Origin of the sequence: Methanobrevibacter acididurans, assembly GCF_046197875.1 — an archaeon.
In the GTDB taxonomy this organism is placed as follows: domain Archaea; phylum Methanobacteriota; class Methanobacteria; order Methanobacteriales; family Methanobacteriaceae; genus Methanobrevibacter_A; species Methanobrevibacter_A acididurans.
In genome coordinates this window covers 65,055-89,067 of record NZ_CP166991.1, presented here as the reverse complement: position 1 = coordinate 89,067, position 24,013 = coordinate 65,055, and the positions used below count along the sequence as shown (strand labels likewise).

General features: G+C 28.3%; 18 protein-coding genes and 1 pseudogene. 6 read left to right on the top strand and 13 right to left on the bottom strand.

Annotated elements, in window-relative coordinates; translation table 11 throughout:
- Positions 1–6: 6 nt before the first annotated feature.
- Positions 7–1,203 (bottom strand): TIGR00375 family protein, encoded by a 1,197-nt coding sequence (locus ACA135_RS00410; RefSeq protein WP_409198353.1) that lies wholly within the window; start codon positions 1,201–1,203, stop codon positions 7–9.
- A 103-nt stretch (positions 1,204–1,306) separates the two neighbouring features.
- Here ACA135_RS00410 and ACA135_RS00405 point away from each other — a divergent pair.
- A pseudogene (locus tag ACA135_RS00405) lies at positions 1,307–2,146 on the top strand (metallophosphoesterase); the annotation flags it as partial.
- A gap of 215 nt (positions 2,147–2,361) precedes the next feature.
- Positions 2,362–4,479: a phage holin family protein gene (locus ACA135_RS00400; RefSeq protein ID WP_409198352.1), complete on the top strand. Its 2,118-nt coding sequence runs from the start codon at positions 2,362–2,364 to the stop codon at positions 4,477–4,479.
- Positions 4,480–4,556: 77 nt separating this feature from the next.
- On the opposite strand, the gene ACA135_RS00395 is transcribed toward ACA135_RS00400, so the two are convergent.
- Complete coding sequence (locus tag ACA135_RS00395; protein WP_409198351.1) at positions 4,557–4,961, bottom strand: pyridoxamine 5'-phosphate oxidase family protein; 405 nt, start codon at positions 4,959–4,961, stop codon at positions 4,557–4,559.
- Between the two features lie 373 nt (positions 4,962–5,334).
- Between ACA135_RS00395 and ACA135_RS00390 the strand changes: the two genes are divergently transcribed.
- Positions 5,335–5,730, top strand: coding sequence for a winged helix-turn-helix transcriptional regulator (locus ACA135_RS00390; protein ID WP_409198350.1), 396 nt, complete (start codon positions 5,335–5,337; stop codon positions 5,728–5,730).
- A gap of 17 nt (positions 5,731–5,747) precedes the next feature.
- The gene (locus ACA135_RS00385) at positions 5,748–6,383 is read left to right on the top strand and encodes a cobalt-precorrin-7 (C(5))-methyltransferase (RefSeq protein ID WP_409199053.1); all 636 of its coding nucleotides are present in this window, start codon (positions 5,748–5,750) and stop codon (positions 6,381–6,383) included.
- Positions 6,384–6,493: 110 nt separating this feature from the next.
- Here ACA135_RS00385 and ACA135_RS00380 read toward each other — a convergent pair whose 3' ends face one another.
- Positions 6,494–7,501, bottom strand: coding sequence for an ArsA family ATPase (locus ACA135_RS00380; protein WP_409198349.1), 1,008 nt, complete (start codon positions 7,499–7,501; stop codon positions 6,494–6,496).
- 234 nt (positions 7,502–7,735) lie between these two features.
- On the opposite strand from ACA135_RS00380, the gene ACA135_RS00375 reads away from it, so the two are divergent.
- Together ACA135_RS00375 and leuS are read left to right on the top strand one after the other, a co-directional pair.
- Positions 7,736–8,563: an NAD+ synthase gene (locus ACA135_RS00375; protein WP_409198348.1), complete on the top strand. Its 828-nt coding sequence runs from the start codon at positions 7,736–7,738 to the stop codon at positions 8,561–8,563.
- A gap of 51 nt (positions 8,564–8,614) precedes the next feature.
- Entirely contained in the window at positions 8,615–11,479 is a 2,865-nt protein-coding gene (gene leuS, locus ACA135_RS00370) for a leucine--tRNA ligase (RefSeq protein ID WP_409198347.1), read from the top strand.
- Between the two features lie 52 nt (positions 11,480–11,531).
- On the opposite strand, the gene ACA135_RS00365 is transcribed toward leuS, so the two are convergent.
- The 10 genes from ACA135_RS00365 to ACA135_RS00320 all read right to left on the bottom strand — a co-directional run bounded on the left by ACA135_RS00365 (position 11,532) and on the right by ACA135_RS00320 (position 23,899).
- The gene (locus tag ACA135_RS00365) at positions 11,532–12,263 is read right to left on the bottom strand and encodes a tRNA (adenine-N1)-methyltransferase (RefSeq protein ID WP_409198346.1); all 732 of its coding nucleotides are present in this window, start codon (positions 12,261–12,263) and stop codon (positions 11,532–11,534) included.
- Positions 12,264–12,356: 93 nt separating this feature from the next.
- Positions 12,357–14,753: a DEAD/DEAH box helicase gene (locus tag ACA135_RS00360; protein ID WP_409198345.1), complete on the bottom strand. Its 2,397-nt coding sequence runs from the start codon at positions 14,751–14,753 to the stop codon at positions 12,357–12,359.
- Positions 14,754–14,935: 182 nt separating this feature from the next.
- Positions 14,936–16,510: a Mur ligase family protein gene (locus tag ACA135_RS00355; protein ID WP_409198344.1), complete on the bottom strand. Its 1,575-nt coding sequence runs from the start codon at positions 16,508–16,510 to the stop codon at positions 14,936–14,938.
- Positions 16,503–17,972 carry a Mur ligase family protein gene (locus tag ACA135_RS00350; protein WP_409198343.1) on the bottom strand — a complete coding sequence of 490 codons (1,470 nt, stop codon included), beginning with the start codon at positions 17,970–17,972 and terminating at the stop codon, positions 16,503–16,505. The genes ACA135_RS00355 and ACA135_RS00350 overlap by 8 nt, the downstream gene beginning before the upstream one ends.
- 228 nt (positions 17,973–18,200) lie before the next feature.
- Positions 18,201–18,464 (bottom strand): zinc ribbon domain-containing protein, encoded by a 264-nt coding sequence (locus tag ACA135_RS00345; protein WP_409198342.1) that lies wholly within the window; start codon positions 18,462–18,464, stop codon positions 18,201–18,203.
- Between the two features lie 48 nt (positions 18,465–18,512).
- Positions 18,513–19,703, bottom strand: a complete 1,191-nt coding sequence (locus tag ACA135_RS00340; protein ID WP_409198341.1) for an aconitase X catalytic domain-containing protein — start codon at positions 19,701–19,703, stop codon at positions 18,513–18,515.
- A 143-nt stretch (positions 19,704–19,846) separates the two neighbouring features.
- Positions 19,847–21,154 carry a DHHA1 domain-containing protein gene (locus ACA135_RS00335; protein ID WP_409199052.1) on the bottom strand — a complete coding sequence of 436 codons (1,308 nt, stop codon included), beginning with the start codon at positions 21,152–21,154 and terminating at the stop codon, positions 19,847–19,849.
- 19 nt (positions 21,155–21,173) lie between these two features.
- Positions 21,174–21,569 carry a 30S ribosomal protein S15 gene (locus ACA135_RS00330; RefSeq protein WP_409198340.1) on the bottom strand — a complete coding sequence of 132 codons (396 nt, stop codon included), beginning with the start codon at positions 21,567–21,569 and terminating at the stop codon, positions 21,174–21,176.
- Positions 21,570–21,649: 80 nt separating this feature from the next.
- Positions 21,650–22,201 (bottom strand): XTP/dITP diphosphatase, encoded by a 552-nt coding sequence (locus ACA135_RS00325; protein ID WP_409198339.1) that lies wholly within the window; start codon positions 22,199–22,201, stop codon positions 21,650–21,652.
- A 36-nt stretch (positions 22,202–22,237) separates the two neighbouring features.
- A complete protein-coding gene (locus tag ACA135_RS00320; RefSeq protein WP_409199051.1) occupies positions 22,238–23,899 on the bottom strand; it encodes a bifunctional N(6)-L-threonylcarbamoyladenine synthase/serine/threonine protein kinase in 1,662 nt (553 codons plus the stop codon).
- Between the last annotated feature and the right edge of the window lie 114 nt (positions 23,900–24,013).

The window sequence follows — 24,013 nt, the reverse complement described above, 5'->3', positions numbered from 1 at the left end:
AAGGAATTAAAAATTATCTAGAGTAAGTCTATTATCAATAGATTCTGTTTCTCTAGGTATTAATTTTTCATCAAAAGAAATTTCACCATATTTACCCCCACCTCCAGGAATAACATTAACAGTTCCATTTCTAAAAGCTTCAATAGCTTTAGAAGTTTCTAAATCAATTTTTTCAATCTCTTCAATAGGTGTATTAATTAAAATTGTGATTTCTGGACCAAAAGCATCAACTAATTTTTGCCATTTACCTTGAACAAATTTTGTAGTAACTCCTTTATCATAAATTGTACTAATAATTTCAGCCATAGGCATTAAATGAACATAATCTGGACGATGTTCTGGATGATGAGGTTCTTTCCAAGATGAAATCTCATTTATTCTATAATCAACCCCTTTTTTAATTTTACCTCCACAAGTACACTTCATCTTATCCTCTTTAGCTAATTCTGGATCAATTAATTTATGACATTTAGTACATGCAGTCATATGGTATTTTCCTAAATTAGGGTATAAACCATAATTTTTAGTAACTTTTTTATTTTTTATAGCTTTTTTTAGAGAAGAATATGATATATCATCCATTTCAATTTGATTAAATTCCCTACCTAAACGATGAGGCCATGGAGAATGAGCATCAGAATTTGAAAGAAATACAAAGTCTTGAAGTTCACTTACTGTATCTGCCATATTAGTATCAGCAGATAAACCTAGTTCAATAAAATCAGGCTTTTTATCATAACAATCATAAATACTATCAAACGATTTATACATTCCCGTCCAAGGAGTGAAAGCATGAGCAGGACCAATCATACAATCATACTCTTTAACCATTTCTAATATTTCAGCACCATCCATTTTGGTTCTTGGTCTACCATCTGAATTTTTATTTTTTGAAACTAATTTATCAGATAATTCACGAGCAATTTCAATTGTAGGTATGAAAATTAAATGATGAATTCGACTTTTCCCCTCAACTTCAGTAGTTAAAATAAAGTCACAATCATCTTTTGAATAAACCCCATCACCTTTATACTCAGTACTTTCTTCAATTATATTTAACCATCCAGGATGAAAAGCATCTCCAGTACCAACAAGATTTAAACCTTTTTCTTTACTTTTAGGAGCAATATTATTAATTAACATATCTTTAGATGTTGCCATAGAAAAACAACTATGGATATGTAAATCCGCATTAACTAACATGAGTATTCTATTTCTATTTTTTAATATATGAAATTATAGAAAAAAGTATAAATTATTTCAAAACAATAAAATAATTACAAGTAATTAATATATAGTGATTTTATTGAGTGAAAAAAAACCAGCAGCTTTTGAAGCTAAACAAACTATTCAAGAAGTTATGACTGTTACAAGGGAAAAAGTGAAAAATATCACTTTTAATCCTGAAGATTTTGAAGTTATAAACATTGATATAGAAATAAAAAATTTAGATCCTATTTTTCACAATTATAAAATAATTAATTTATGTGATATTCACCTTGGACAATGGATGACACCAGAATATTTAGATGGTGTAGTTGGTATTGTAAATTCCCATAAACCTGATATGGTAACTTTAACTGGAGACTATGTATCTTATAATATAGATGATGTTAAAGATGATTTAGAAGATTCCTTAAAAAAGTTAAAACCAAAGGATGTTTCATTAGCAGTACTTGGAAATCATGACCATTGGTTAAGTCCTAAAATCATTAAAAAAGTATTGAAAAATGCAAATATTCACAATATTAGCAATGATGTTTTTGTGTTAAATAAAGAAGGACATGAATTATATGTTGCAGGTGTGGATAGTATGATGGTTGGTGAAGATAATCTTGGAAAAGTTTTAACTAAAATTCCTGATGAAAGTGCTGCTATTTTACTTGCCCATGAACCTGATTTTGCAGATTTAAGTTCACTTAGTAGAAAATTTAGTCTACAAATATCTGGACATTCACATGGAGGACAATTTATTATACCTGGGATAAATACTACACTTTTTAGAGGTTCTTACTCTAGAAAATATCCTGTAGGAAAATATAAAGTAGGCAATATGATTCAATACACAAGTCGAGGACTAGGTACTAATATTTTTTGGTTTAGACTTAATTGCCCACCGGAGATAACTATTTTCCATTTAAAAAGTCCTATTGTTCAGGAAAAAATACGTGAAAAAGAATCATTAGAAGAAGATGAAAATAAAGGGCAAACAAATGAAAACATCCTTGCATTAAGTTTAGAGAATATAGAATCAATGTATAAAAATTCAGAAACCTATGAAAAATTTGAAAAAGGTTTAAATAAATTATTGAAGCGTGAATAATAATTTTAATTAAAAAATAACACAAAAAATTGATTAAAATGGATTCTAAAGATATTAGACCAAAAATAAAAGAAACAACTGATTACATAACAAACGAACCAGTAGAACCTGAAAAAGTAAGTACTTCATCAAAAATCGGAAGGTCAATTGTAGTTTTAATTGGAGAAATTATAGGGTTCTTATTAATAGCAAATGCAAATGTAGGATTGGTTGTAACAAGTTGGGAAACTGCAGTAGTTGCAGTAATAGCATTAGCAATTATCAATGCATTAATTTGGCCATTACTAACAAGACTTTTCTTACCTTTCTTAGTATATACAATTGGAATAGGAACCTTAATAATGGATGGATTATTAATTTATATTTTAAGTTTATTTACTCCAGGACTAACTATTGATGGTCCTGCACTTATTTTAGCTCCTTTAGGAATGGCATTAATAACAACAATTTTATCAGCAGTCCTTACATTAGATAGTGAAAGTTCATATTATAGAACTGTAACTAGAGATTTAATTAAAAAACGACATCCTACAACAAAAAAATATCCGGGGATAATAATTTTAGAAATTGATGGATTAGCAAAAGAAATTTTTGAAGAAGCTATGAAAAAAGGATATATGCCAACATTATCTAATTGGGTAAAAAGAGGAAGTCATGCTGTTACAGAATGGGAAACTGATCTTTCAAGCCAAACAGGTGCTAGTCAGGCAGGTATCTTACACGGAAACAATGAAAATATTACAGCATTTAGATGGGTTGAAAAAGAACATAATAATCAAATTGTAACATCTACAGGATTTTCAGATGCTCCAATGATAGAAAAAAGAATATCCGATGGGAATGGTTTACTAGTAGATGATGGTGCAAGCCGTTCCAACTTATTTTCAGGAGATACTGATGATGTAATATTAACCTTTAGTAAAATAAAAAATCTTAAAAAATTTTATAACACAACTTGGTATTACCTCTTCGCAAATCCTAATAGATTTCCAAGTATAATTATATTATTCTTTTGGGAAATGATATTAGAAATAATCTCCCAAATAACTCATTGGTTAAGAAATGTTCAACCTCGTATTAGAAGAGGTTTAGCATTTATACCTACAAGAGCAGGTGCTAATGTTCTTATGAGAGAAATTACCACTGAAACAATTATGGGAGACATGTTAGTAGGAGATATTGACATTACTTATGCAACATATTTAGGGTATGATGAGATAGCACATCATACAGGAATAAGAGATAATGATTCATTCAAATGTTTAAAACAATTAGATAAACAGTTTAATCGTTTAGAAAAAGCAAGTGAATATGCAGATAGACCATATAAATTTGTAATACAATCTGATCATGGGCAAGGAAATGGTGCTACATTTAAACAAAGATATGGAATTAGTTTTGAAAATTATGTAAGAAGTTTATTGCCTGAAGATATGAATTTATATAGTAATATGGATTCTAATGAGAACTATTCAAAAATGTTTTCACCATTAAAAGGTGCAAGAGATTCTATTAAAAATGGTATAGATAACATTACAGATAGAACTGAAGATGTTTTAGAGTATGTTACTAATGAAAAAGTTTTCCGGACTGAAAATAAAAAACCGGAAGAATCAGAAGTTATAGTATTAGCCTCAGGAAATTTAGCAATGGTTTATTTAACACAATTTAAAGAAAGATTATCCTATGAAAAAATTAAAAATTTATTCCCAAATCTTATACCTGGACTTGTTAAACAAGAAGGTATAGGTTTTATAATGGTAGATTCTGAAGAATTCGGTCCAATAGCTATTGGTGCTAATGGTGTTTACTATTTAAATGAAGATAAAATTGAAGGAGAAAATCCATTAAAAGTATTTGGTGAAAATGCTCCACAACATTTAAGAAGAAGTAATAGTTTTAAATATACTCCAGATATTTTAGTAAACAGTTTTTATAACCCTGAAACTGAAGAAATTTGTGCATTTGAAGAATTAGTTGGAAGTCATGGAGGCATAGGTGGAACACAAAGTAAACCATTTATGTTACATCCAATAGAATGGGATGTACCAACACCATTAATTAGTGCTGAAAATGTGTATAAAGTACTTAAAAGTGAAATACTAAAATATAGGAATTCTGAAAACTCTTTGAAAAATTTGAATCATGGAAAATAAAAAATTTTACAAATTAAAGTAAAATTTTTTCCACTTTTTTTAAATAAAAAAATAAATTCTAAAAATTTATTATTTAATTATAAATCATATTTTTTAGGAGGTTCTCCTGAAAAATCTCTTATAACTGCTTTTCCATTTTTAATATAAAATGCTACAAATATTGGATTATCTGGTGTTTGATAAAGTGTTTTTACTAATTCGTTTGAATCTATGATTTTTTGTTTTATATTTAAATCATCTACAAACTCTGCTTGACCACTTATTCTACACCATTTGAATTCAGGATTTGCAACAACAAGCTCAAAATTTGAATTTGATTTTAATTCATTATATACAGGCTTTTGATTATTGGTGCAAAAAAATAATTTTCCGTCAGATTCTAAGTAGAACATTAAAGGTCTTACTTTCGCATTCCCATCTAGTCCTACAGTTGCTACATATTGAATTGGGTTTTCTTTTAAAAAGTTTATTACATCATTCATGAAAATTTTTCTCCTTATGATTAAATTCTTTTTTTTGCATATCATTCTGTAATATGTAAAAAAATTCTAAATAAATTGTTGTTTTCAAAGTTAACTGTTTAACTTCATTTTGTATTATTAACAACCAGTATTATAAAGATTTTGTAACTTTTTAGTAACTAAGTTACCTTTAAGTAACAAATAATTAATGTTAATTACATTATATTCCATCCACTCCACTATTTTAAAATAGTTATAAGTAAAAAGTTACTTGTAACTATTTAGTAACTATTAAAAGATTTATTAAAAAATATTAATTTTTTATATAGTCAAAATTATAATAAGTTATAATAAATCCTTAAAATTTTTAAAATATATTAGGAGAAAAATTTTTATGACTAATACAAAAAATTGTGGAGTAAGTTGTCCTGTAGATAAAGCTTTAGACTTAATTAATAAAAAATGGACAATACAAATAATTAGAGACCTATTCTTTGGGAAAAAACACTTTAAAGAATTTTTAGAAAATAAACCTGGATTAAGTAATAAAGTACTGTCAAATTGCTTGAAAACTATGGAAGAAAACAATCTTATTGGAAAAAAAGTTTTAAGCACAAGCCCAGTCACTACCGAATATTATTTAACAGATCTTGGAAGGAGTATGAATAAAATAATATATGAATTAGCTATGTTCACTTTAGATAAATGTGATTATGAAGAATATGAAAATGTAGAACTTAATAAAAATATAAAAAATAATTTTAAAAAAACTTTAAATATTGAAGAATAAAAATAAAAGAAATGATTATTATGGGAAAATTAAACATAGTAGGTGTAGGGCCTGGATCTAAAGAATATTTAACTCAAATTGCAGTAGAAACTGTTAAAAATTCAGATATAACTATAGGCAGCCAAAGAGCACTTGATTTGTTTGAAAACAAAAATGAGTATATAGTATTTAATGTTAAAGATTTGACAAAAAAATTGGAAGAATCAATTGAAATGGTTAAAAAAGGTAAAAATGTCACTATATTATCAACTGGAGATCCAGGATTTTCTGGTGTTCTTAAACCTATAAAAAGAATAAGTAGGGAAAAAGGATTTAATATTGATAATATAAATGTTGTTCCAGGGATAAGTTCTCTACAGTTAGCTGCAGCTAAAAATCATATTAATTGGGATGAAGCAAATATTATAACATTCCATGGTAGGGAAAATATTGAAGATATTTTACAATATATAAATAATGGTAAAACAACAATTGCATTACCTTCACGTAAAGTTAAGGATATGGCACAATTTCTTTTAGATAATGATGTTAATCCTAATAGGGAAGTAATTGTATGTGAAAGGCTTAGTTATCCTGAAGAACATATCGTTAAATCTAATTTAAAAGAAATAGCAAATAGTGAATTTACTTATATGTGTGTTATGATTATATAATAGATTAAATGTATTGAATAATAATAAAAAAAATATTTATGTGAAAGATAAATTTTCACTTTCTAAGTATTGTATTTATAAAAAAAGTAAATTATAAAAATTAATTATTTTTATAACTGTATTGCATCCCTTTTTACTTCATCGTTAATTTTACCTTCATATAATATTTCAGCTAAATTATTAAGTTTATCAATTCCTTTAACTTCATCTTTAAATAAAGGAATTTGTGTAACTTCTTGTTCTTTGAATTTTTGATTTATTAATGCTAAACGTTTTTGTTGTAGTGTGTGTCTTGAATGACAAAAATCACAATCTGTAATATCAGGCATTACTTGATTAACTACTATTCCATCAACTGTTATATCAAACTTTTGAAGTGCTTCAATAGCTCTTTCTGATTCATAAATACTCATTTCTTCAGGAATTACTACCATTTTAAATGTTGTTCTTTCAGGATCAGATAATACTTTTTTTGCTTCATTTATTTGTCTTTTTGTTGCTTCTAATTCCGCAGTTGATGCTACATCATCATTTGGATCCATGAAAGGAATTATTCCTTTTAATTTTGAGGATGCTTCACCTAATTTAGTTTTAGCTTTATATAATTTACCTACCCATGAGTCCATAACTTCTGGGAAGGATAATAATCTTAATGTATGGCCAGTTGGTGCGGTATCAAATACTACTATATCATATTCATTATTTGTTAAAAGTCCCATGAAAACTTCAAATGCTGCTGCTTCATCAGCTCCAGGAGATGAAGATGCTAAATCCATTTGATCTCCTAAAAAATCTAAACCTGCCATTTTATCTGCTGTAGCTCTAGCTTTTTGACTATTGATTTGTTGTTGTTTTTGTTCCATAGCCATGTCTGGATCTATTTCAATTGCATGTAAATTTTCTGTTACTTCTACAGGATATGCCCCTATATTAACTTCTAAAGAATCAGATAAGGAGTGTGCTGGATCTGTTGAAACTAATAATGTATTTTTACCTTTTTTAGCTAACCATAAAGCTGTTGAACATGAAACACTAGTTTTTCCAACTCCTCCTTTTCCACCTACAAACATGAAAGTTGTTTGACCATTTTTAAATTTAAATAAATCTTTAAATGCCATTTTTAATCCACTCTCCATTATATAATTTTTTCATTTTTTTAATAATTAATTTAAATATTTTTTTTTGATTATAATATAAATTATCATTATTTTTAAACTTAAAATATTAATTGATTTTTTTTAGTTAATAAAAGTTTTTAAAATTTTTGGTTTAATTAGATAATTATTAAATAAATTAAAAATAAAATATTATTATTATAATTTTTTTATTAATAATAATAATCTAGTGATATAATGTTAGAATTACCTAAAATCAATAGTGAAAAAGCTAAAAATGAAATTATCGATTTTATAAAAGAAACTGTCTCTAATGCAAATGCTAAAGGTATTGTTGTTGGATTAAGTGGTGGAATCGATTCAAGTGTAAGTGGATTATTATCAGTTGAAGCTGTCGGTAAAGAAAATGTTTTTGGAATTCATATGTACAGTTCAACAACTCCCGATGAAGATAGAAAACATGCCCGCTTAATGGCAAACATATTAGACATTAGATATATTGAAGTTTCAATCGATACAATTTCAAATGAATTTTTTAACATTACAGATACTGAGAATATAAAAAAATTAGATTATATTAATGAGGATATTTTCAAAGTTGCAAGTGGTAATCTTAAAGCAAGAATAAGAATGTCTTTATTATATTATTATGCTAATTTAAAAAATTATATTGTTATCGGTACAGGTAATAGAAGTGAATTACTTATTGGATATTTCACCAAATTTGGTGATGGTGGTTGTGATATCGAACCAATAGGTGATATTTATAAAACTCAACTTAGAATTTTAGCTAAAGATTGGGGTATCCCTGAAGATATAATTTCTAAACCTCCTAGAGCAGGTTTATGGCCTGGTCAAAAAGATGAAGATGAAATTGGTTTAAGTTATGATAAATTAGACTCTTTATTATATATGATTATTGACAAGAATATGGATAATGAAGAGATAATGAAAAATATTGATTTAAGCATTGAGGAAATCAATAGAATTAGATCTATGATAATAAATAGTAGACATAAAGTTGAATCTCCTCAAAGTCCAAGAACTAGTGGAAAATTAATTTAAATAAGATTTTACTTTAAAAAAAAATTATAAAAATATTAAATGGTGAATTCAGTGACAAATGATATAGAAAAGAAATGGCAAAAAAAATGGGAAGATGCTAAGCTATTTCAATCAGACCCAGATGAAAGAAAAAAATTATACTTAACAGTTGCATTCCCATACCCAAGTGGAGCAATGCATATCGGACATGGAAGAACATACACAGTTCCGGATGTATATGCAAGATTTAAAAGAATGGAAGGATATAATGTACTCTTCCCAATGGCTTGGCATGTAACCGGTGCACCAGTAATAGGAATAGCAAGTAGAATAAAAAGAAAAGATCCATGGACAATGGAATTATACGAAAAAGTTCACAGAGTACCAAAAGAAACATTACCTAAATTAGAGGATCCTGAATTCATAGTAAAATATTTTAGTAACGAATACCATGAAGTAATGAACGATATGGGATATTCCATAGACTGGAGAAGAGAGTTCAGAACAATAGACCCTACATATCAAAAATTTGTAACATGGCAAATCACAAAATTATATGATAAAGGTTTAATAACAAAAGGAAAACACCCAGTAAAATACTGTCCAAGAGACAAAAACCCAGTAGGAGACCATGACTTACTTGAAGGAGAAGGAGTAAGTATAAACGAATTAACACTACTTAAATTTGAAATAGATGGTAAAATATTAGTACCTGCTACATTCAGACCAGAAACAATATATGGTGCAACAAACCTATGGATAAACCCAGATGTAGAATACATCGAAGTTAAAAATGAAAATGAAACTTGGATAATAAGTAGAACAGCATACGATAACTTATCAAATCAAATTAATGGTTTAGAAATATTAGGTCAAATAGACATGACCCCTTACATAGGAAAATATGTTACAAACCCAATAACAAATGAAAAACTACCATTATTACCTGCTAGTTTTGTAGATGCAGAATATGGTAGTGGAACCGTATTCTCAGTACCTGCACATGCACCAGCAGATTATATTGCATTAAAAGATTTAAAAGAAAACAAAGCACTACTAAAAAATTACGGATTAGAAGAAACAGTAGCAAAAATAGAACCTATACCAGTCATAAAACTCAAAAAATATGGAGATATTCCTGCTAAAGATGTTATAGAAAAATTAGGAATTAAAAATCAAGAAGATCCTAAACTTCAAGAAGCAACCAATGAATTATACAAAACAGAACATAACAAAGGTCGTATAAGAGAAGACATTCCAGAATTTGCTGGAGAAAGTGTTGTCACTGCAAGAAATGAAATTAGAGACAAAATGCTTGAAAACAATCAAGCAGGAAAAATGTATGACTTTTCAGAAAGACCAGTGATTTGTAGATGTGGAGAACGTTGTGTAGTTAAAGTAATGGATAACCAATGGTTTTTAAGATATTCTGATGAAGAATGGACAAACACAGCAAGAGAAGTATTAGAAGGAGAAACAATAATACCCGGAGAAGTTAAATCAAACTTCGAATACTACTTAGGATGGTTAGAAGATTGGGCTTGTTCCAGAAGATTAGGATTAGGTACACACTTACCATGGGACAAACAATGGTTAATTGAACCATTATCAGACTCTACAATATATATGTCATATTACACCATAGCAAAATATCTAAAAGATATGGATCCTGAAATTTTAACTCCTGCATTTTTTGATAAAGTATTTTTAAATATAGAACCAAAAAATAATGAAGAAATAAAATTAGAACCTGAAAAAGTAAAAGAAATTCAAGACGAATTTAACTACTGGTACCCATTAGACTGGAGATTATCTGCAAAAGATTTAGTAGGTAATCATTTAAGCTTTTTAATGTTCCACCATGGAGCTATTTTCCCTAAAGAAAAATGGCCACAAGGAACAGTTGTCTTCGGAATGGGATTACTTGAAGGAAATAAAATGTCTTCATCCAAAGGTAATATTATATTACTAAAAGATGCAATAAAAGATTACTCTGCAGATGTTGTAAGATTATTCTTAATGTCCTCTGCCGAACCATGGCAAGATTTTGATTGGAGAGAAAAAGAAGTTCTAGGAACAAAAAGAAAATTAAATTGGTTTAAAGAATTTGCAACCAAAATTGAAGAAATTAAAAACAAACCAATTGATTTAAACAATATAAACAAAGTAGAATTAACCAGAACAATTGATTTATGGATGATAAACCAACTAAACCTCAGAATCAAAAATGCTACTGAAGCATTAGAAGTATTCCAAACAAGAAAAGCATTACAAGAATCATTCTTCCTTCTTAAAAAAGATTTAGATCATTATATGTATAGAACAAAACATTTAATCAATACTAAAGATCCAGGTATGATATATGTATTATCAACTGTTTTAGAATCATGGTTAAGACTATTATCCCCATTCACACCACACACTTGTGAAGAAATATGGAGTAAACATGGCGGAAAAGGATTTATATCCGAAGCTGAATGGCCAAAATATGATGAATCATTAATAAATCCCAAAATAGAAAGATCAGAACTAATTATACAAAACCTTGTAAAAGATATAAATGAAATCAAAAACATGGTTGGAAACAATATAGAAAAAGTTCATTTATATTTATCCCCCGAATGGAAATGGGATTTATATAAAATAGCTGATGAAGTAGGAAAACCAGATATTGGAAAAATAATGGGAAAAGCTATTGCGGAAAATATTCATGACAACAAAAAGGAAATCGCAACTACAGCTAAAAAATTAGGTAGAGAAGTTACAAAAACTAAATATATTGGTAAAATTGATGAATTAAAAATAATTACTGATGCTTCAGATTATATAGAAGAAGAATGTAACTCTAAAATAATTATCCATACAGATAATAGTTATGATCCTAAAAATAAGGCAAAAAATGCAATTCCTTATAAACCAGCTATATATATGGAATAAAAAAAAGGATTTGGTAATAATATACCAAACCCTAAATCTTTACTTTTTTTTATTATAACTTACGTGAAAAAATTAAATACCCACTATGTCCAACCATTCTTGTTTTTGGACGAGTTCCTTGAGGTCTAACTTCCATTTCACGTTCTAAAGTTTCAAGAATCTTTATATCAGAAAAACCTACTTTTTTAGATATTTTATAACTAATTTCAGCTTGTTGAATATATGGAGCATAAACTGCTAACCATCCTCCTAACCTTAAATTTTTATAAACATCCTCAAATATTTCAAAAGGTTTTGGAAGATCTAAAAATACTAAGTCTATTTCTTCTTCATCTATCCCCTGTTTAATATCCTTATTTTTAATTTCAATATTTGTTATTCCAAAATCATCTATATTTTTTTTAGCTACTTGAGCAAAATCTTCTCGAATTTCATACGAAAACACTTTACCCTTTTCTCCAACAACATTACCAAAATTTAAAGCTATAGCTCCTGCACCAGTTCCAGCATCAATTACTCTATCACCAGCACCTAAACCAGTATGGGCTAAAACAACCCCAATATCTTTTTGAATAAGTATAGAGCATCTTCTATCCATTAAATCAATGAAATCATTAACAGTAGGTTTAATAATTTTATATTTTTTCCCTAAATGTGTAATTACCTCATCACCAATAGTTGCTCTTTCCATTTGCTCTTTTTTTATTATACCTAAATCTGTTTGGAACTCCCTATCTTCTTTAAGTAAATATTTTTTACCTCTTTCATCCATTAAAATCTTCAAAAAACCACCATTTTAATTATTAACTTAATTTTTTTATTCTATTGTATAATATTTTTTTTAGAAAAAAATTCTATTGTATACATTTTCTATCTTTTACATTAACTTTTGATCTTTAATTTCTTTTTTAAAATTTAAATATTGCTCACTTAAAACCTTTCTAATCTCTTTAGCAATTTTTTTACCTATACCATCAACTTCTTGTAATTCATCTTCAGATGCATTTATCACATTTTCAACTGATCCAAAATGTTCTAATAAATTTTTAGAACTCACAGGGCCAACATTAGGTAAAGATTCAACAATAAACAATTGTTGTTCCCATAAATTTACAGGTTTTTTCTCAGTTCTTAACTGAATAGTAGGTCTTTCCCCTTTTTGTTCACGAGCAGCAATTCTTTTAATCATCGCCGCTGTATCTTCAGAACTTCTTGTAGGAATAATACTTATTCCAAAATCTAAAGCTATAGAAGCAATGGATCCACGAATAGCATTTGGATTAATAAATCCAGTGTAAAAATCATCCCCTTCTAAAATCATTATAGGTTTTTTAAATTCTTCCATCATCATTCTTGCTTGTTTAAAAAGACGTTTATCTACAATAGAATCTACAAAGTCTTTTGCAGTTTTACGTTCAATAGCCACATCATCACTAATTTGATAGTCTGCAACAGTTAAAGCTTTAATTTTAATATCTACATCTATTAAATCCAAATCACGAATAACATTAGAATTTCCTTCTCTAGAATCAACATACACAAGTAAGTTTTTATTTTTAGGACTAAGATCTAAGTTTCCCTCAATATTAATTTCTTTATTATCATCACCTACAAGTTCTTCATCTAATTTATCATCCTCAATTTTAGGTTTACCGGATTTTTCTGATTTAACACTTTCAATAAGTTCTTTAGCGTTTAAATCCAAGCCGTCTATTGCTTCTTTAGTTAATAATTGTTTCTTCATCTTCTTTTCTTTATTAACTGCAGCCCAATAATAACCTTCATCCCTAGTTCCTTTTGTTATTAAAACCTTCATTTTACCAGTATTTTTACGTCCAGTACGTCCTCTTCTTTGTATCATACGAACTTCAGAGGGAACAGGTTCATATAAAATAACCAAGTCAACTGCAGGAATATCAATACCTTCTTCAGCAACACTTGTTGAAAGTAAAACATCATAAGAACCAGTTTTAAAAGATTTAATAATATTTTTTTGTTCTTTTTGAGTTAATCCTTTTTCACCATCTCGTGTACCTTGACCAAAAAATTTTACACTTTTAATACCTTCTTTTTCACATCTTTGATGTAACATTTCAAGTGTATCCCTAAACTGAGTAAAAACAATAATTTTAGGTATTTTTACATTATCTTGAGTATCCCGCATAGATTTTAATCTAGTTTGATTATCATCAACACCTAATTCTTTTTTAAGAATTTCTATCAATTTTTGCAACTTTGGATGTTCAATACCTTTTTCTTCTGCTTCATGTGCTAATCTTATTGCTTTAGTAAAATTAGGATCTAATAATAAATTTTTTGCAGCTTTAGTATTCTTCTTTCTCAACCTTTTAACATACTGATTAAAAGTATTAACTCCTTGTGTTTCTAAAAGTACTAATGAATGTTGAACATTGATTACAGCACTTAAAATAGACATGGCTTGATAACATTGTTTAGGAGGGTTAGTAGAACGAGCAATTCTATTTTGAACACGACCTCTAGCTTGTAAAACATCCCTTTTATTAACAGAAATAGTATTTATTACACCTAAAGATTTTAAACCTTTTAAACGAAGCTTTAAAGCTTTATTAAGAAGTTCTTTAATTCTTTCCAATTCTTTACCTAATTTAATTTGAACCCAATCTATTTTAATAGGATTAAAATAAGGTTTAACATCAGGATCATCTTCAGTTTTAATTTTAACTTTTTGAATAAAAAGATTTTGACAAACTTCATTAATTTTAGATTTATCATAACCAGGTGATGCAGTTAATCCTAAAATTAAATGATTCTTAGCTTCTTTAACATATCTAGAAGCTAAATAAACATAAGAATACGAACCTACAGCATGATGACATTCATCAAAAACTACTAATGAAACATTTTCTAAAGAATAACGATTATTTAATAAGTCGGACTCAACAGTTTGTGGAGTTGCACATATAATTTGAGATTCATCCCATCTTTTAGATCTTTCTTCAGTTTTAACAGACCCAGTGATAGATGTACATTTAGGCATTAAAAATTTTTTAAAATTTTCTTCATGTTGTATAGCTAATGGTTTACTAGGTGCTAAAATTAGAACTTTAGATGATTTTAATTTATCTAACCTTTCTGCAGCTACAAGAACAGCTACTAAAGTTTTTCCTAATGCAGTTGGAGCAACAATCATTGTATTACCCTCTGTTAATACATCAGCAGCTAATATTTGTTGATAAGTTCTAGCTTCAGCAGTTTTAGGTCGTATCAATTTATGCTCGATAAAATTTACCATAGATATAATATAATGCTTAATACTTTAAATAATTAATCAAAACTTTTTAAAAGAGTTACAAAACACCAATTTTTTTAAAAAAAAGTACCAATAAGTAGAATAATAGAATAAATTAAGTAAAATATTTTCTTATAAAAAAATAATTATTTGAAAAAATATTTATTACAAATAAATTTTTTTCATTATTTAAAATCATTTACTAATGATTTAAATTTAATAGCTGCTTCACCAATTGCTACTACAGTATTAACATTAGTTTTTAATCCTGTTTTAATACCTTCAAAAACTTCTTCTTTAGTAGCACCTAATGTTTTTTTTCTAAATTTTTCAGGCACTATATCAGTGAAAATAATTTGATTAGTAATATCTGGATTTTGTTTAATGAATTCATCTGCAACAATTCGAGCAGAATAAGAAGCCGGGACCACATTCTTAGCATAAGTTAAAGCATATTTAAGGATTTCAACATCACCTACATGACCAGATTCTGAAGATACAGTAATAACAACTGTAAAATCACCATAAAGCTTTTTTAATTCCCTTAAAACAGTTTCAACCCCAGCGGGATTATGAGCATAATCAACCATTAATGTTTTTCCATTAACATCACCCATAATTTCCATTCTACCTGGAACACCATTAAATGTAGATATTGCTTCTTGAATAACATTATAAGGTAAATTTAAAAATTCCCGAGCAGCAACAATAACACCTAAACAATTATAAACATTATGTAAACCTTCAATGCTCATTTGAATTGGATAATCACCATCAGGACCAGAAACTATAAATTTTTTATCTTTTAAAGAGATTTCTTTAGCAATATAATCAGGTTTTTGATATTTAATACCACAACTACAATTATACATACCTACTCCAGATATTATTTCTTGAATTTCAATATTTTTACCACACCAACAAGGTTTATATCCAACTTTAGCAGGTTTTTCATCTAAACCAAAAGTTATTAAATCACCTTGATAATTTAAATTTTTTATCAAACCTTTGACAGTTGGATCATCAGAATTTACAATTAATTGTTTATTCATTAAACCTTCAACTAATTCTCCTTTAACTTTAGCATAATCAATTAAACTTGCATCATTAGATAAATGATCAGGAGTGATATTAGTTAAAATACCTGAAGATGGTTGAGTAAGTGTTACAATTGAATTTAATCCTCCAGGAGTCCCATCTGTTCCTGTTTCTAAAATTGCTACATCTCCATTAAGACGACTCTGTAAACTAGGTATAAACTCATTATTACCTTGCATACCTTTTAGATTATGTTCTGCAGGTTTTAAACCTACATAATAAGCAATATGTTTTAAAAGGGTAGTAGTTGTTGTTTTTCCATTAGTACCTGTAATACAAATAACATCTTTATCCGGAGAGAATAATTTAAAAATATCTCCTAAACTTAGGATAGGAATATTTTTTTCTTGAATAATATCAAAAATTTTTGCATTTTTTGGTAAACTTGGAGGTGGAATTATATAATCAACTTTTTTAAAGAATTCTTCAGGGTGTCCTCCATAAAAAATTTCTATATCGTAACCTTCAAAAGAACTTTTAAAGGTACAATCTTTTTCATTTGCCATGTCAGTCCCTATAACATCGAATCCTCTGTCCATTAAAATTCTAGCAACTAAATTTCCAACAACACCACAAACACCGATGACACCAAAAACTTTAGAATCTAAATTCAATGAAGATAATTCTGCATCAGATAAACTTGTTAATTCAATATTATTCATATTTTTTACAACCCTCTTCTAAACCTTTAACAATTTTATTTCGTACACTTTCATAATTTTGCATTAATTGTGGACCTAAATGTAAAATATTATCTCCTGGAAGTGAATATTTAATACACATCTCAGCACCATCTACCATTGTTTCAGCTAATATTTTTTCTGCGTTTGAATCTGAAGCGGCATTTAATAATTCTTCGGCAGGTTCCATGAATACTTTTTGATAAGGTTCATTAAAACCTGTAGCAATCATTACATCAGCATATTTACCTATTAATTTCCCTGTTTCTTTCTTATCCCTTTTTGTTGTGGTGTCAAAGTTATCTAATAAGACTACTAATCTTTTATCCTCAAAAAATTCTAATGTAGCTTTCATACCCTCGATTAAGTAAGATGCATCAATAAATACTTCTCGACCATTATAATTTCCCATATATTCCATATGGACAGCTAATCCTTTAAAGTTTTTTAAACCTTGTTTAATATATTTTAAATCTAACCCATAAGCCATAGCAATAGCTGTAGCAGCTAATGCATTTTCAAAATAATAACTCATCATATGAAATTCAGATTCAAAACAATCATTCTTATCTTCAAAATTATATCCTATTTTAATGGAATTTTGACCACTTTCACCTATAAAATTACAGACTTGATTTTCACTTATAAGAATTTTATCAGTTTTTAATTTTTTGAATAAATCTGTATTTTCATTATCTGGTAGATTATTAACCATTCCATAATATAATGTATCTGGTCTAATATCTTTTAAAATATCTTTACATTGGGTACTGGAAATTAATTTTTCACTGTGTTTAGTGATGAACATTTTTCTTTGGATATATCGTTCCATTGATCCTCCAAATTCAGACAAATGTTCTGCATAAATATTTAATAAGGCTCCGACTTTAAGATTTAATTCACCCATTAATCCTGCAGTCCCATGGGGAAGTTCCAATATAGCTATATCTGCTTTATCCGGTAATCCTTTTATAATTCCATCAACTATTACTTCACTTACTAAATTTTGATTCATTGAAGAGCATTTCCATATTTTATAACCTGCAGATCTAAACATTGAATCAACTATATGTGTTGTGCTTGTTTTCCCAACACTTCCAGTTATTCCAATGATATCAGGTTTAATCAATTTATTTACTATTCTTCCAAAATCATCATTTGAAATTATTTTGATATCAGAATTTTTAATAGCTATAGCTGCTGGTGAATTATCAGGTAATGTTGGTGCAGCATATACATAATCAAATTTACTTAAATCAGGTGTTAAATTACCTAAATCTAAAGTTACTCCTTCATTTTCCATTATTAATAAATTTCCTTGAAAATCTTCATGAAAATTTTCTAATTTTTTAGGATCAGTAATTGTCACGTCATGCCCTATATGATTTAATAATCTTGCAACAGGACGTCCAGCATTTCCAGCTCCAATAATGATACAATTCATTTTTATTAATCTCCATTTATTTAATGTATTGAAATTTTATATTAAACTAATATTAATTATAAATATATTAGCCATAACTATTATTTAATAATAATTTTTTTGAATTAGACATAAAATTAAATAATTTATTTTAAATGGGATAATATAATAATTTAAGAAAAAAAAGAATTTTATATATTGATGATTTAATTATAAAAAATTAAAAAAAAATAGTTTTATAAAAAAATATTATTTTTTCCATCTTTTTAATTGAGGAAACATTTGATTTAACATTTTACGTGCAGATTCTTCATCCATATCAGTATTTTCTACTGTTTTTGGAACACAAAAATCTATCATTTCTTCCATTGTCATATCACTTGTAAATTCACCATTTTCATAGCAATATTTACAATATTCTTCATTTTTACTGCCATCTTTGTTTGAACCGTAAAATTCTTCAGTCATTGGCATTGCACAAGATTGGCAAAATTTCATATTTTCATAATCCATTTTTTCCACCTCCCCTTAATCAAATTATATAATATGTGATTTATTAAATTAATCGAATTTTATCAAATTTTCAAAGTCATTGTAAATTACTTTTAGACCACACATAGATGGAACATAATTAGCTGCCTTTGCAGAATTAACACCAACACTTTCATATCCCATGTCTTCTATTGGAGCAACTACCATACAAGTATCTTGAACTATATGTCCACCAGCATTTTCAATCATTTTAGTATAACCCATCCTATCTGCAGCAGCTTTAATATTAATTGAAGTACAAATCCAAAGTTCATTAGAAATATTTTTACCACAGACAAAATTAGCAACATCTTTAATTTCTTCTAAAGAAGCATGAGGACAACCTAAACACACAAGATCAGCATAACCTGAAGCAGTAGACAATTTATCACGAGTTTCTTTAATATCTTCTGTAGAAACAGCCATATTATCATTAACTTCATTACTTAATGCAATTGTATCAAATTCTGGAGTGACATTTTCAACATAATATAATGCAACAGCACCTGAAGAAGCTAATGCAGCACCTAAAGATTTTAAATCATTATTTGTAGGAACATTATTTAACTTAAAATATGGAATACCATCACCAACAACTTGACCAACAGCATACCCTAATGCACCAAAATCAGCACCATTTAAATCCGCTTCAACATCAACAATCAAAGTAGAAGCCCTATTTTCATCTAAATGAAAACCATACAAAGGAGTTTTACCAACAATAGCTGCAGCTAATGCCCCCGGACCACCTTCACGATTAGTTCTAGCACCTATAACAGAATTAACATAAGCAACAGCAGAAGATTCAGACCAAGAAATATGATCCCTAAATCTAGGAACATTACCTATAAGATAAGGAGTACAAGTACAAGTTTTTGAAATACCCAATTGACCATAAGCATTAACAATATCAGTTTGTTTAGAAGCAAAATCAGCCGGAAAACCTAATTCACTCCAATTATCTAAATCTGTACCTGCAGGATTAAGAGTAGAAGGAATTGTAGCATAACCACTTTTATCTGAAGCTAAATCTTCAAGATACTCTAAACCAGCTTGACCTATTGTTTTATAAGAAACACCTGAAACTTGTGCAGAACTTATATCCACAAACTTTTCAGCACCATAAATATCGCCTAATGCAACTAAAATATCCATACTTTTACGGACAGTATCACCATATTCACCATTACACATCTTTTCTTCATCATGAGTTAAAAACATCTAAAATTTACTCCTAAAAATTTTTTAAATATAAAAAAGTATAATCATCTAAATATATTATAATCTTTAAAAAGTATAAAATTTTTCTAAAAAATGAAATGAAACTTTAAAAAATAGTATTAAAAAAAGTATAAAAAAATAAATTAATTATTATTTAGTTGATGTTCAATAATATCATTTACCAAAAGTAAAAAATTATCTTTAGCCGTGAAAGGAATCATGGCTCCAGCAGCTATATCATGACCTCCACCTTGACCACCAAAGTTAGCAGATGCATCCTGTAAAGCCTTACCTAAATCAACTCCCTTATTAACCATCGGACGAGTTGTTCTACCAGAAATTTTAATATCATTATGAAGTCTAGCTAAAGCCAAAATAGGTTTATCCTCAGGCAATATCTTTGCAGACATCCCCACACTAGCTATAGTCCCCATAACACTTTTCAATACTTTATCATCACTATAAATATATTGAATATAATCCATAGGAATACTACCCTCACGAGTAATCCATTCCATTCCTTTCATCAATTCAGAACGATAATTATTTTGAAGATTAAGAGCAGCATTCAATGCCTTATCTCTTTCCCCTAAAGCAATTGAAATACCTAAACCAAATTTTTTGTTTTTCCCACAAGAATCCAATAAAATAGAATATTCTTCTAAGTTTCTTAAAACAGGATTTTCTTTAGGAACAGTATATACATCACCAAAAATTTCAGGATTCAATTTAATAAGTTCATCTTTAAGAACATCACGTTCTTCATCACTTAACTCATCAAATTTAATACCATAAGAAATTCCTCGTTTTTCTAAAAATCCTATAGCTCCTTCTAAATTTCCAGTTAATCCAGGAAGAGCAGGATTTAAAGTATAAGCTAATGATTTATAAATAGGCTCTTGAGTTTTAGAAACAATTTTCAAGTCCTCATGAATTTCTAAATTACCTGAATCTAAACCATCAGATAAAATCATTTGATTTACACCAGAAAAACCATCAGGACATTGCATATCACCAAAAGCTCCAACTAATGCAAGATAAGCTAAATGTTTTTTATCCATATCTCTAACAACTAAATAACTAGCACCTGCACCACTCAAATCTTTACTCCCATCAATTCCAAATAAATGTGGATTTATATGAACAACATTATCATTAGCTTCAACATCACTTGGTTGATGATGATCAGCTATAATAACATCAGATTTGATAGATTGATTAATTTGTTCTAAACAAGCACTACCCATATCAGAAAATACAAATAATTCATATTTTTCTTTAGCTAAATCCTTAACAGTATCTGATTTAAGACGAGGAACAATTGTTGTATGAAATTGTCCCCCTTCTTCATGAATAGCATTAGCTATAACACCAGCAGCTGAAATTCCATCAGCATCGTTATGAGATATTAATCTTATAACGTCCCCATTTTCGATATGCTTCTTCAGCATATCACAAGCGTTACCTGACTTATTTAACAAGGAGTGCTGCTTCTGTTGGATCGTATCTCCATCCTTCTTGTAAATCGCCTTCACTTACATAGTAAGCACCTAAACGGCGAATTCTAGATTCAATAATAGTTAAACCTCTTTTAGAATGAATATCTTTAGGATTTTCTTTTAAATGATCTCTTATATTTACAGCTCTTTTAATTAAATTCATAATATCTTCAGGATATTCAGTTCCTTGACCATTCTTTTTAAGAATTTGAGTGATTTTTTCACCAGTCACTTCTTTAACACTAGGAATACCATATTGATCTCTTAATGTAACACCAATTTCACTTGGAGATTTACCTTCCTTAGTAAATTTTAAAATAAGTTCTTCGATTTCTTCATTTGAATAAGTTACCCAGTCTACGGACATATTTAATTACCTCATTAATTTTTTTATTGTAAAAAACGGTCTTAATAGATTAAATAGATTATAATTAATATTAATTCTCATTAAAGTTGATTAACATACCAATCAATAAATTGTTGTAAAGAATTCTTTCTATGTGAAAACTGATTTTTCTCTTCAGTTGTAAGTTCTCCAAAAGTTTTACCTTCCTCTTCTACATAAAATAGAGGATCAAAAGCAAAACCAAGATTACCTTTTTCTTCGAGAGCTATCTGACCTTTAACACGCCCTAAAAAGACCTTGGGCTCAGACTTGGGAGCGCAATACCCAATGACTGACCTGAATTCAGCGTATCGGTCATCAATACCATTCATTAACTTTAAAATACCTTTATTTCCTAAAGTATCCTGCACATAAGAGGAATAAACTCCAGGAAATCCATTTAAAGACTTAATAAATAAACCAGCATCTTCAACAATAACAGATTTATTCAATTTCCGACAAGCATACTTTGCACCGAATTTAGCCACATCCTCAAGAGTCCCTTGAGGTTCACAGTATCCTAAATCAATATGCTCTAATTCAATATCGAAATTTTTAAAAATATTCTCTGCTTCTATTACTTTATGTTCGTTTCCAGTTATAAATGTTATCATATTACTAACCCTACAAAATTATTTAAAAAAATTAAATTAATGAGTATATCTTCCTCTAGATTCAATTTCTTTAATCTTATTTAAAATCATATTTTTATTTAAATCATCTTCATAACTACCAATATAACCATCTAAAATCCAGTCAAAAGTTTCATTAGCAATTTCATAATCTATACTTTGAAAAGACTTTTTAAGAACTAAAAGATCAGTTGCTTTATCCTCAACTAAATCAGAATAACTACCTAAACCAAAATCGAGGAAAACAAAATTACCTTCATCATCAACCATCATATTAGAACTTGTAATATCCCCATGAATAATATCTTTATTATGCATCAAACCAATATTATATCCAATCTTTTTAGCTAAATTAAATCTATCATCAGAACTTAAAGAATCCATAATATCTTTAACCAAATTTCCATGAATTTTTTCCATCAAAATAGATTCATCTTCCAAATTAACATCAAAAAGAACAGGAGATTTAACACCACAAGTTTTAATATCACTAATTAACTTAGATTCACTTTTAGTACGCATCTTTCTAATTTTATTATCAATTTCTTTTACACGGTAAGATTTAGGCACTCTCTTTTTCAAAATAGCATCTTCACCTAAATAAGATTTTTCTAAAATATCTGATTCAGCACCTTTAGCTAAAATATTACTTGGTAAGTTTATTTTATTTTTATAATCTTTAACCCACGGAACATCAACTTCATCAGTACGATACCTTTGAATGATATGAGTATCTTTAATATCAACAGTCCCAAAATATTTATTGGTTAACTGCCCAAGCCATGCAATCATAGCCCCATTATCCCCACAATACTTCATATTAGGCATGTAAAAATTAGCATAATGTTCATCAGCCATTATTTTTAGCATTTCCCGAAGCCTAGAATTTGCTGAAACCCCACCACAAAGCAAAACTTCATTTTTATCAGTATGTGCTAAAGCTCGTTCAGTCACTTCTACAAGCATTCCAAAAGCAGTTTCTTGAAGACTAAAACATATATCTTCAATAGGAACCCCTCTTTTAAAAGCTCTTAAAGCAGCACTTAATAAACCAGAAAATGAAAAATCCATACCTTTAACACTATAAGGTAAATCAACATAACTACCATTTAATGCTAATTTTTCAATAACTGGACCTCCAGGATGACCTAAACCAGTTTCTCTCCCAAAATGATCAAAACAATTCCCTACTGCTATATCTAAAGTTTCTCCAAAAATTCGATATCTTCCTGATTCAAATGCTATTACTTGACTATTACCACCACTAACATAAAGGGAAACAGGATTAATAGCACCCGTATCCAATTTACCTATTTCAACATGACCAATACAATGATTAACACCAACTATAGGAATTTTTAAAGATAAAGATAATGTTCTAGCAGCAGTAGCTACAGTTCTAAGAGCAGGCCCTAAACCTGGACCTTGAGAAAATGAAATAAAATCAACATCAGTTAAATCAATTCCAGCTTCTTCAACAGCCTGAGGAATTAATTTAGGAATCCAATAAGCATGATGTTCAGCAGCTTCCCTTGGATGAATACCTCCTTCCTTTGGGAATAACTGATTTCCAACTGAAGACAATATATTACCTTCATCATCAACAATTCCTACACCTGTTTTCTCTGCAGTTCCCTCAATTCCTAAAGATATCAAAATAATAAACTCCTTTAAAAAAATAAAATTAATTGAAAGTAAAAAATTTTTTAATAAACTTATATAAAGTTAAATTAATTAATATATGTATGAATTTCATAAGTAATAAAATTATAAAAACATGCTTAATATTTTAAT

Bases quoted from the DNA above. Each gene is read 5' to 3' on its own strand.
- ACA135_RS00410 (WP_409198353.1), bottom strand. From the start codon at position 1,203: ATGTTAGTTAATGCGGATTTACATATCCATAGTTGTTTTTCTATGGCA.
- ACA135_RS00400 (WP_409198352.1), top strand. From the start codon at position 2,362: ATGGATTCTAAAGATATTAGACCAAAAATAAAAGAAACAACTGATTAC.
- ACA135_RS00395 (WP_409198351.1), bottom strand. From the start codon at position 4,961: ATGAATGATGTAATAAACTTTTTAAAAGAAAACCCAATTCAATATGTA.
- ACA135_RS00390 (WP_409198350.1), top strand. From the start codon at position 5,335: ATGACTAATACAAAAAATTGTGGAGTAAGTTGTCCTGTAGATAAAGCT.
- ACA135_RS00380 (WP_409198349.1), bottom strand. From the start codon at position 7,501: ATGGCATTTAAAGATTTATTTAAATTTAAAAATGGTCAAACAACTTTC.
- ACA135_RS00375 (WP_409198348.1), top strand. From the start codon at position 7,736: ATGTTAGAATTACCTAAAATCAATAGTGAAAAAGCTAAAAATGAAATT.
- ACA135_RS00360 (WP_409198345.1), bottom strand. From the start codon at position 14,753: ATGGTAAATTTTATCGAGCATAAATTGATACGACCTAAAACTGCTGAA.
- ACA135_RS00355 (WP_409198344.1), bottom strand. From the start codon at position 16,510: ATGAATAATATTGAATTAACAAGTTTATCTGATGCAGAATTATCTTCA.
- ACA135_RS00350 (WP_409198343.1), bottom strand. From the start codon at position 17,972: ATGAATTGTATCATTATTGGAGCTGGAAATGCTGGACGTCCTGTTGCA.
- ACA135_RS00345 (WP_409198342.1), bottom strand. From the start codon at position 18,464: ATGGATTATGAAAATATGAAATTTTGCCAATCTTGTGCAATGCCAATG.
- ACA135_RS00340 (WP_409198341.1), bottom strand. From the start codon at position 19,703: ATGTTTTTAACTCATGATGAAGAAAAGATGTGTAATGGTGAATATGGT.
- ACA135_RS00335 (WP_409199052.1), bottom strand. From the start codon at position 21,154: ATGCTGAAGAAGCATATCGAAAATGGGGACGTTATAAGATTAATATCT.
- ACA135_RS00330 (WP_409198340.1), bottom strand. From the start codon at position 21,569: ATGTCCGTAGACTGGGTAACTTATTCAAATGAAGAAATCGAAGAACTT.
- ACA135_RS00325 (WP_409198339.1), bottom strand. From the start codon at position 22,201: ATGATAACATTTATAACTGGAAACGAACATAAAGTAATAGAAGCAGAG.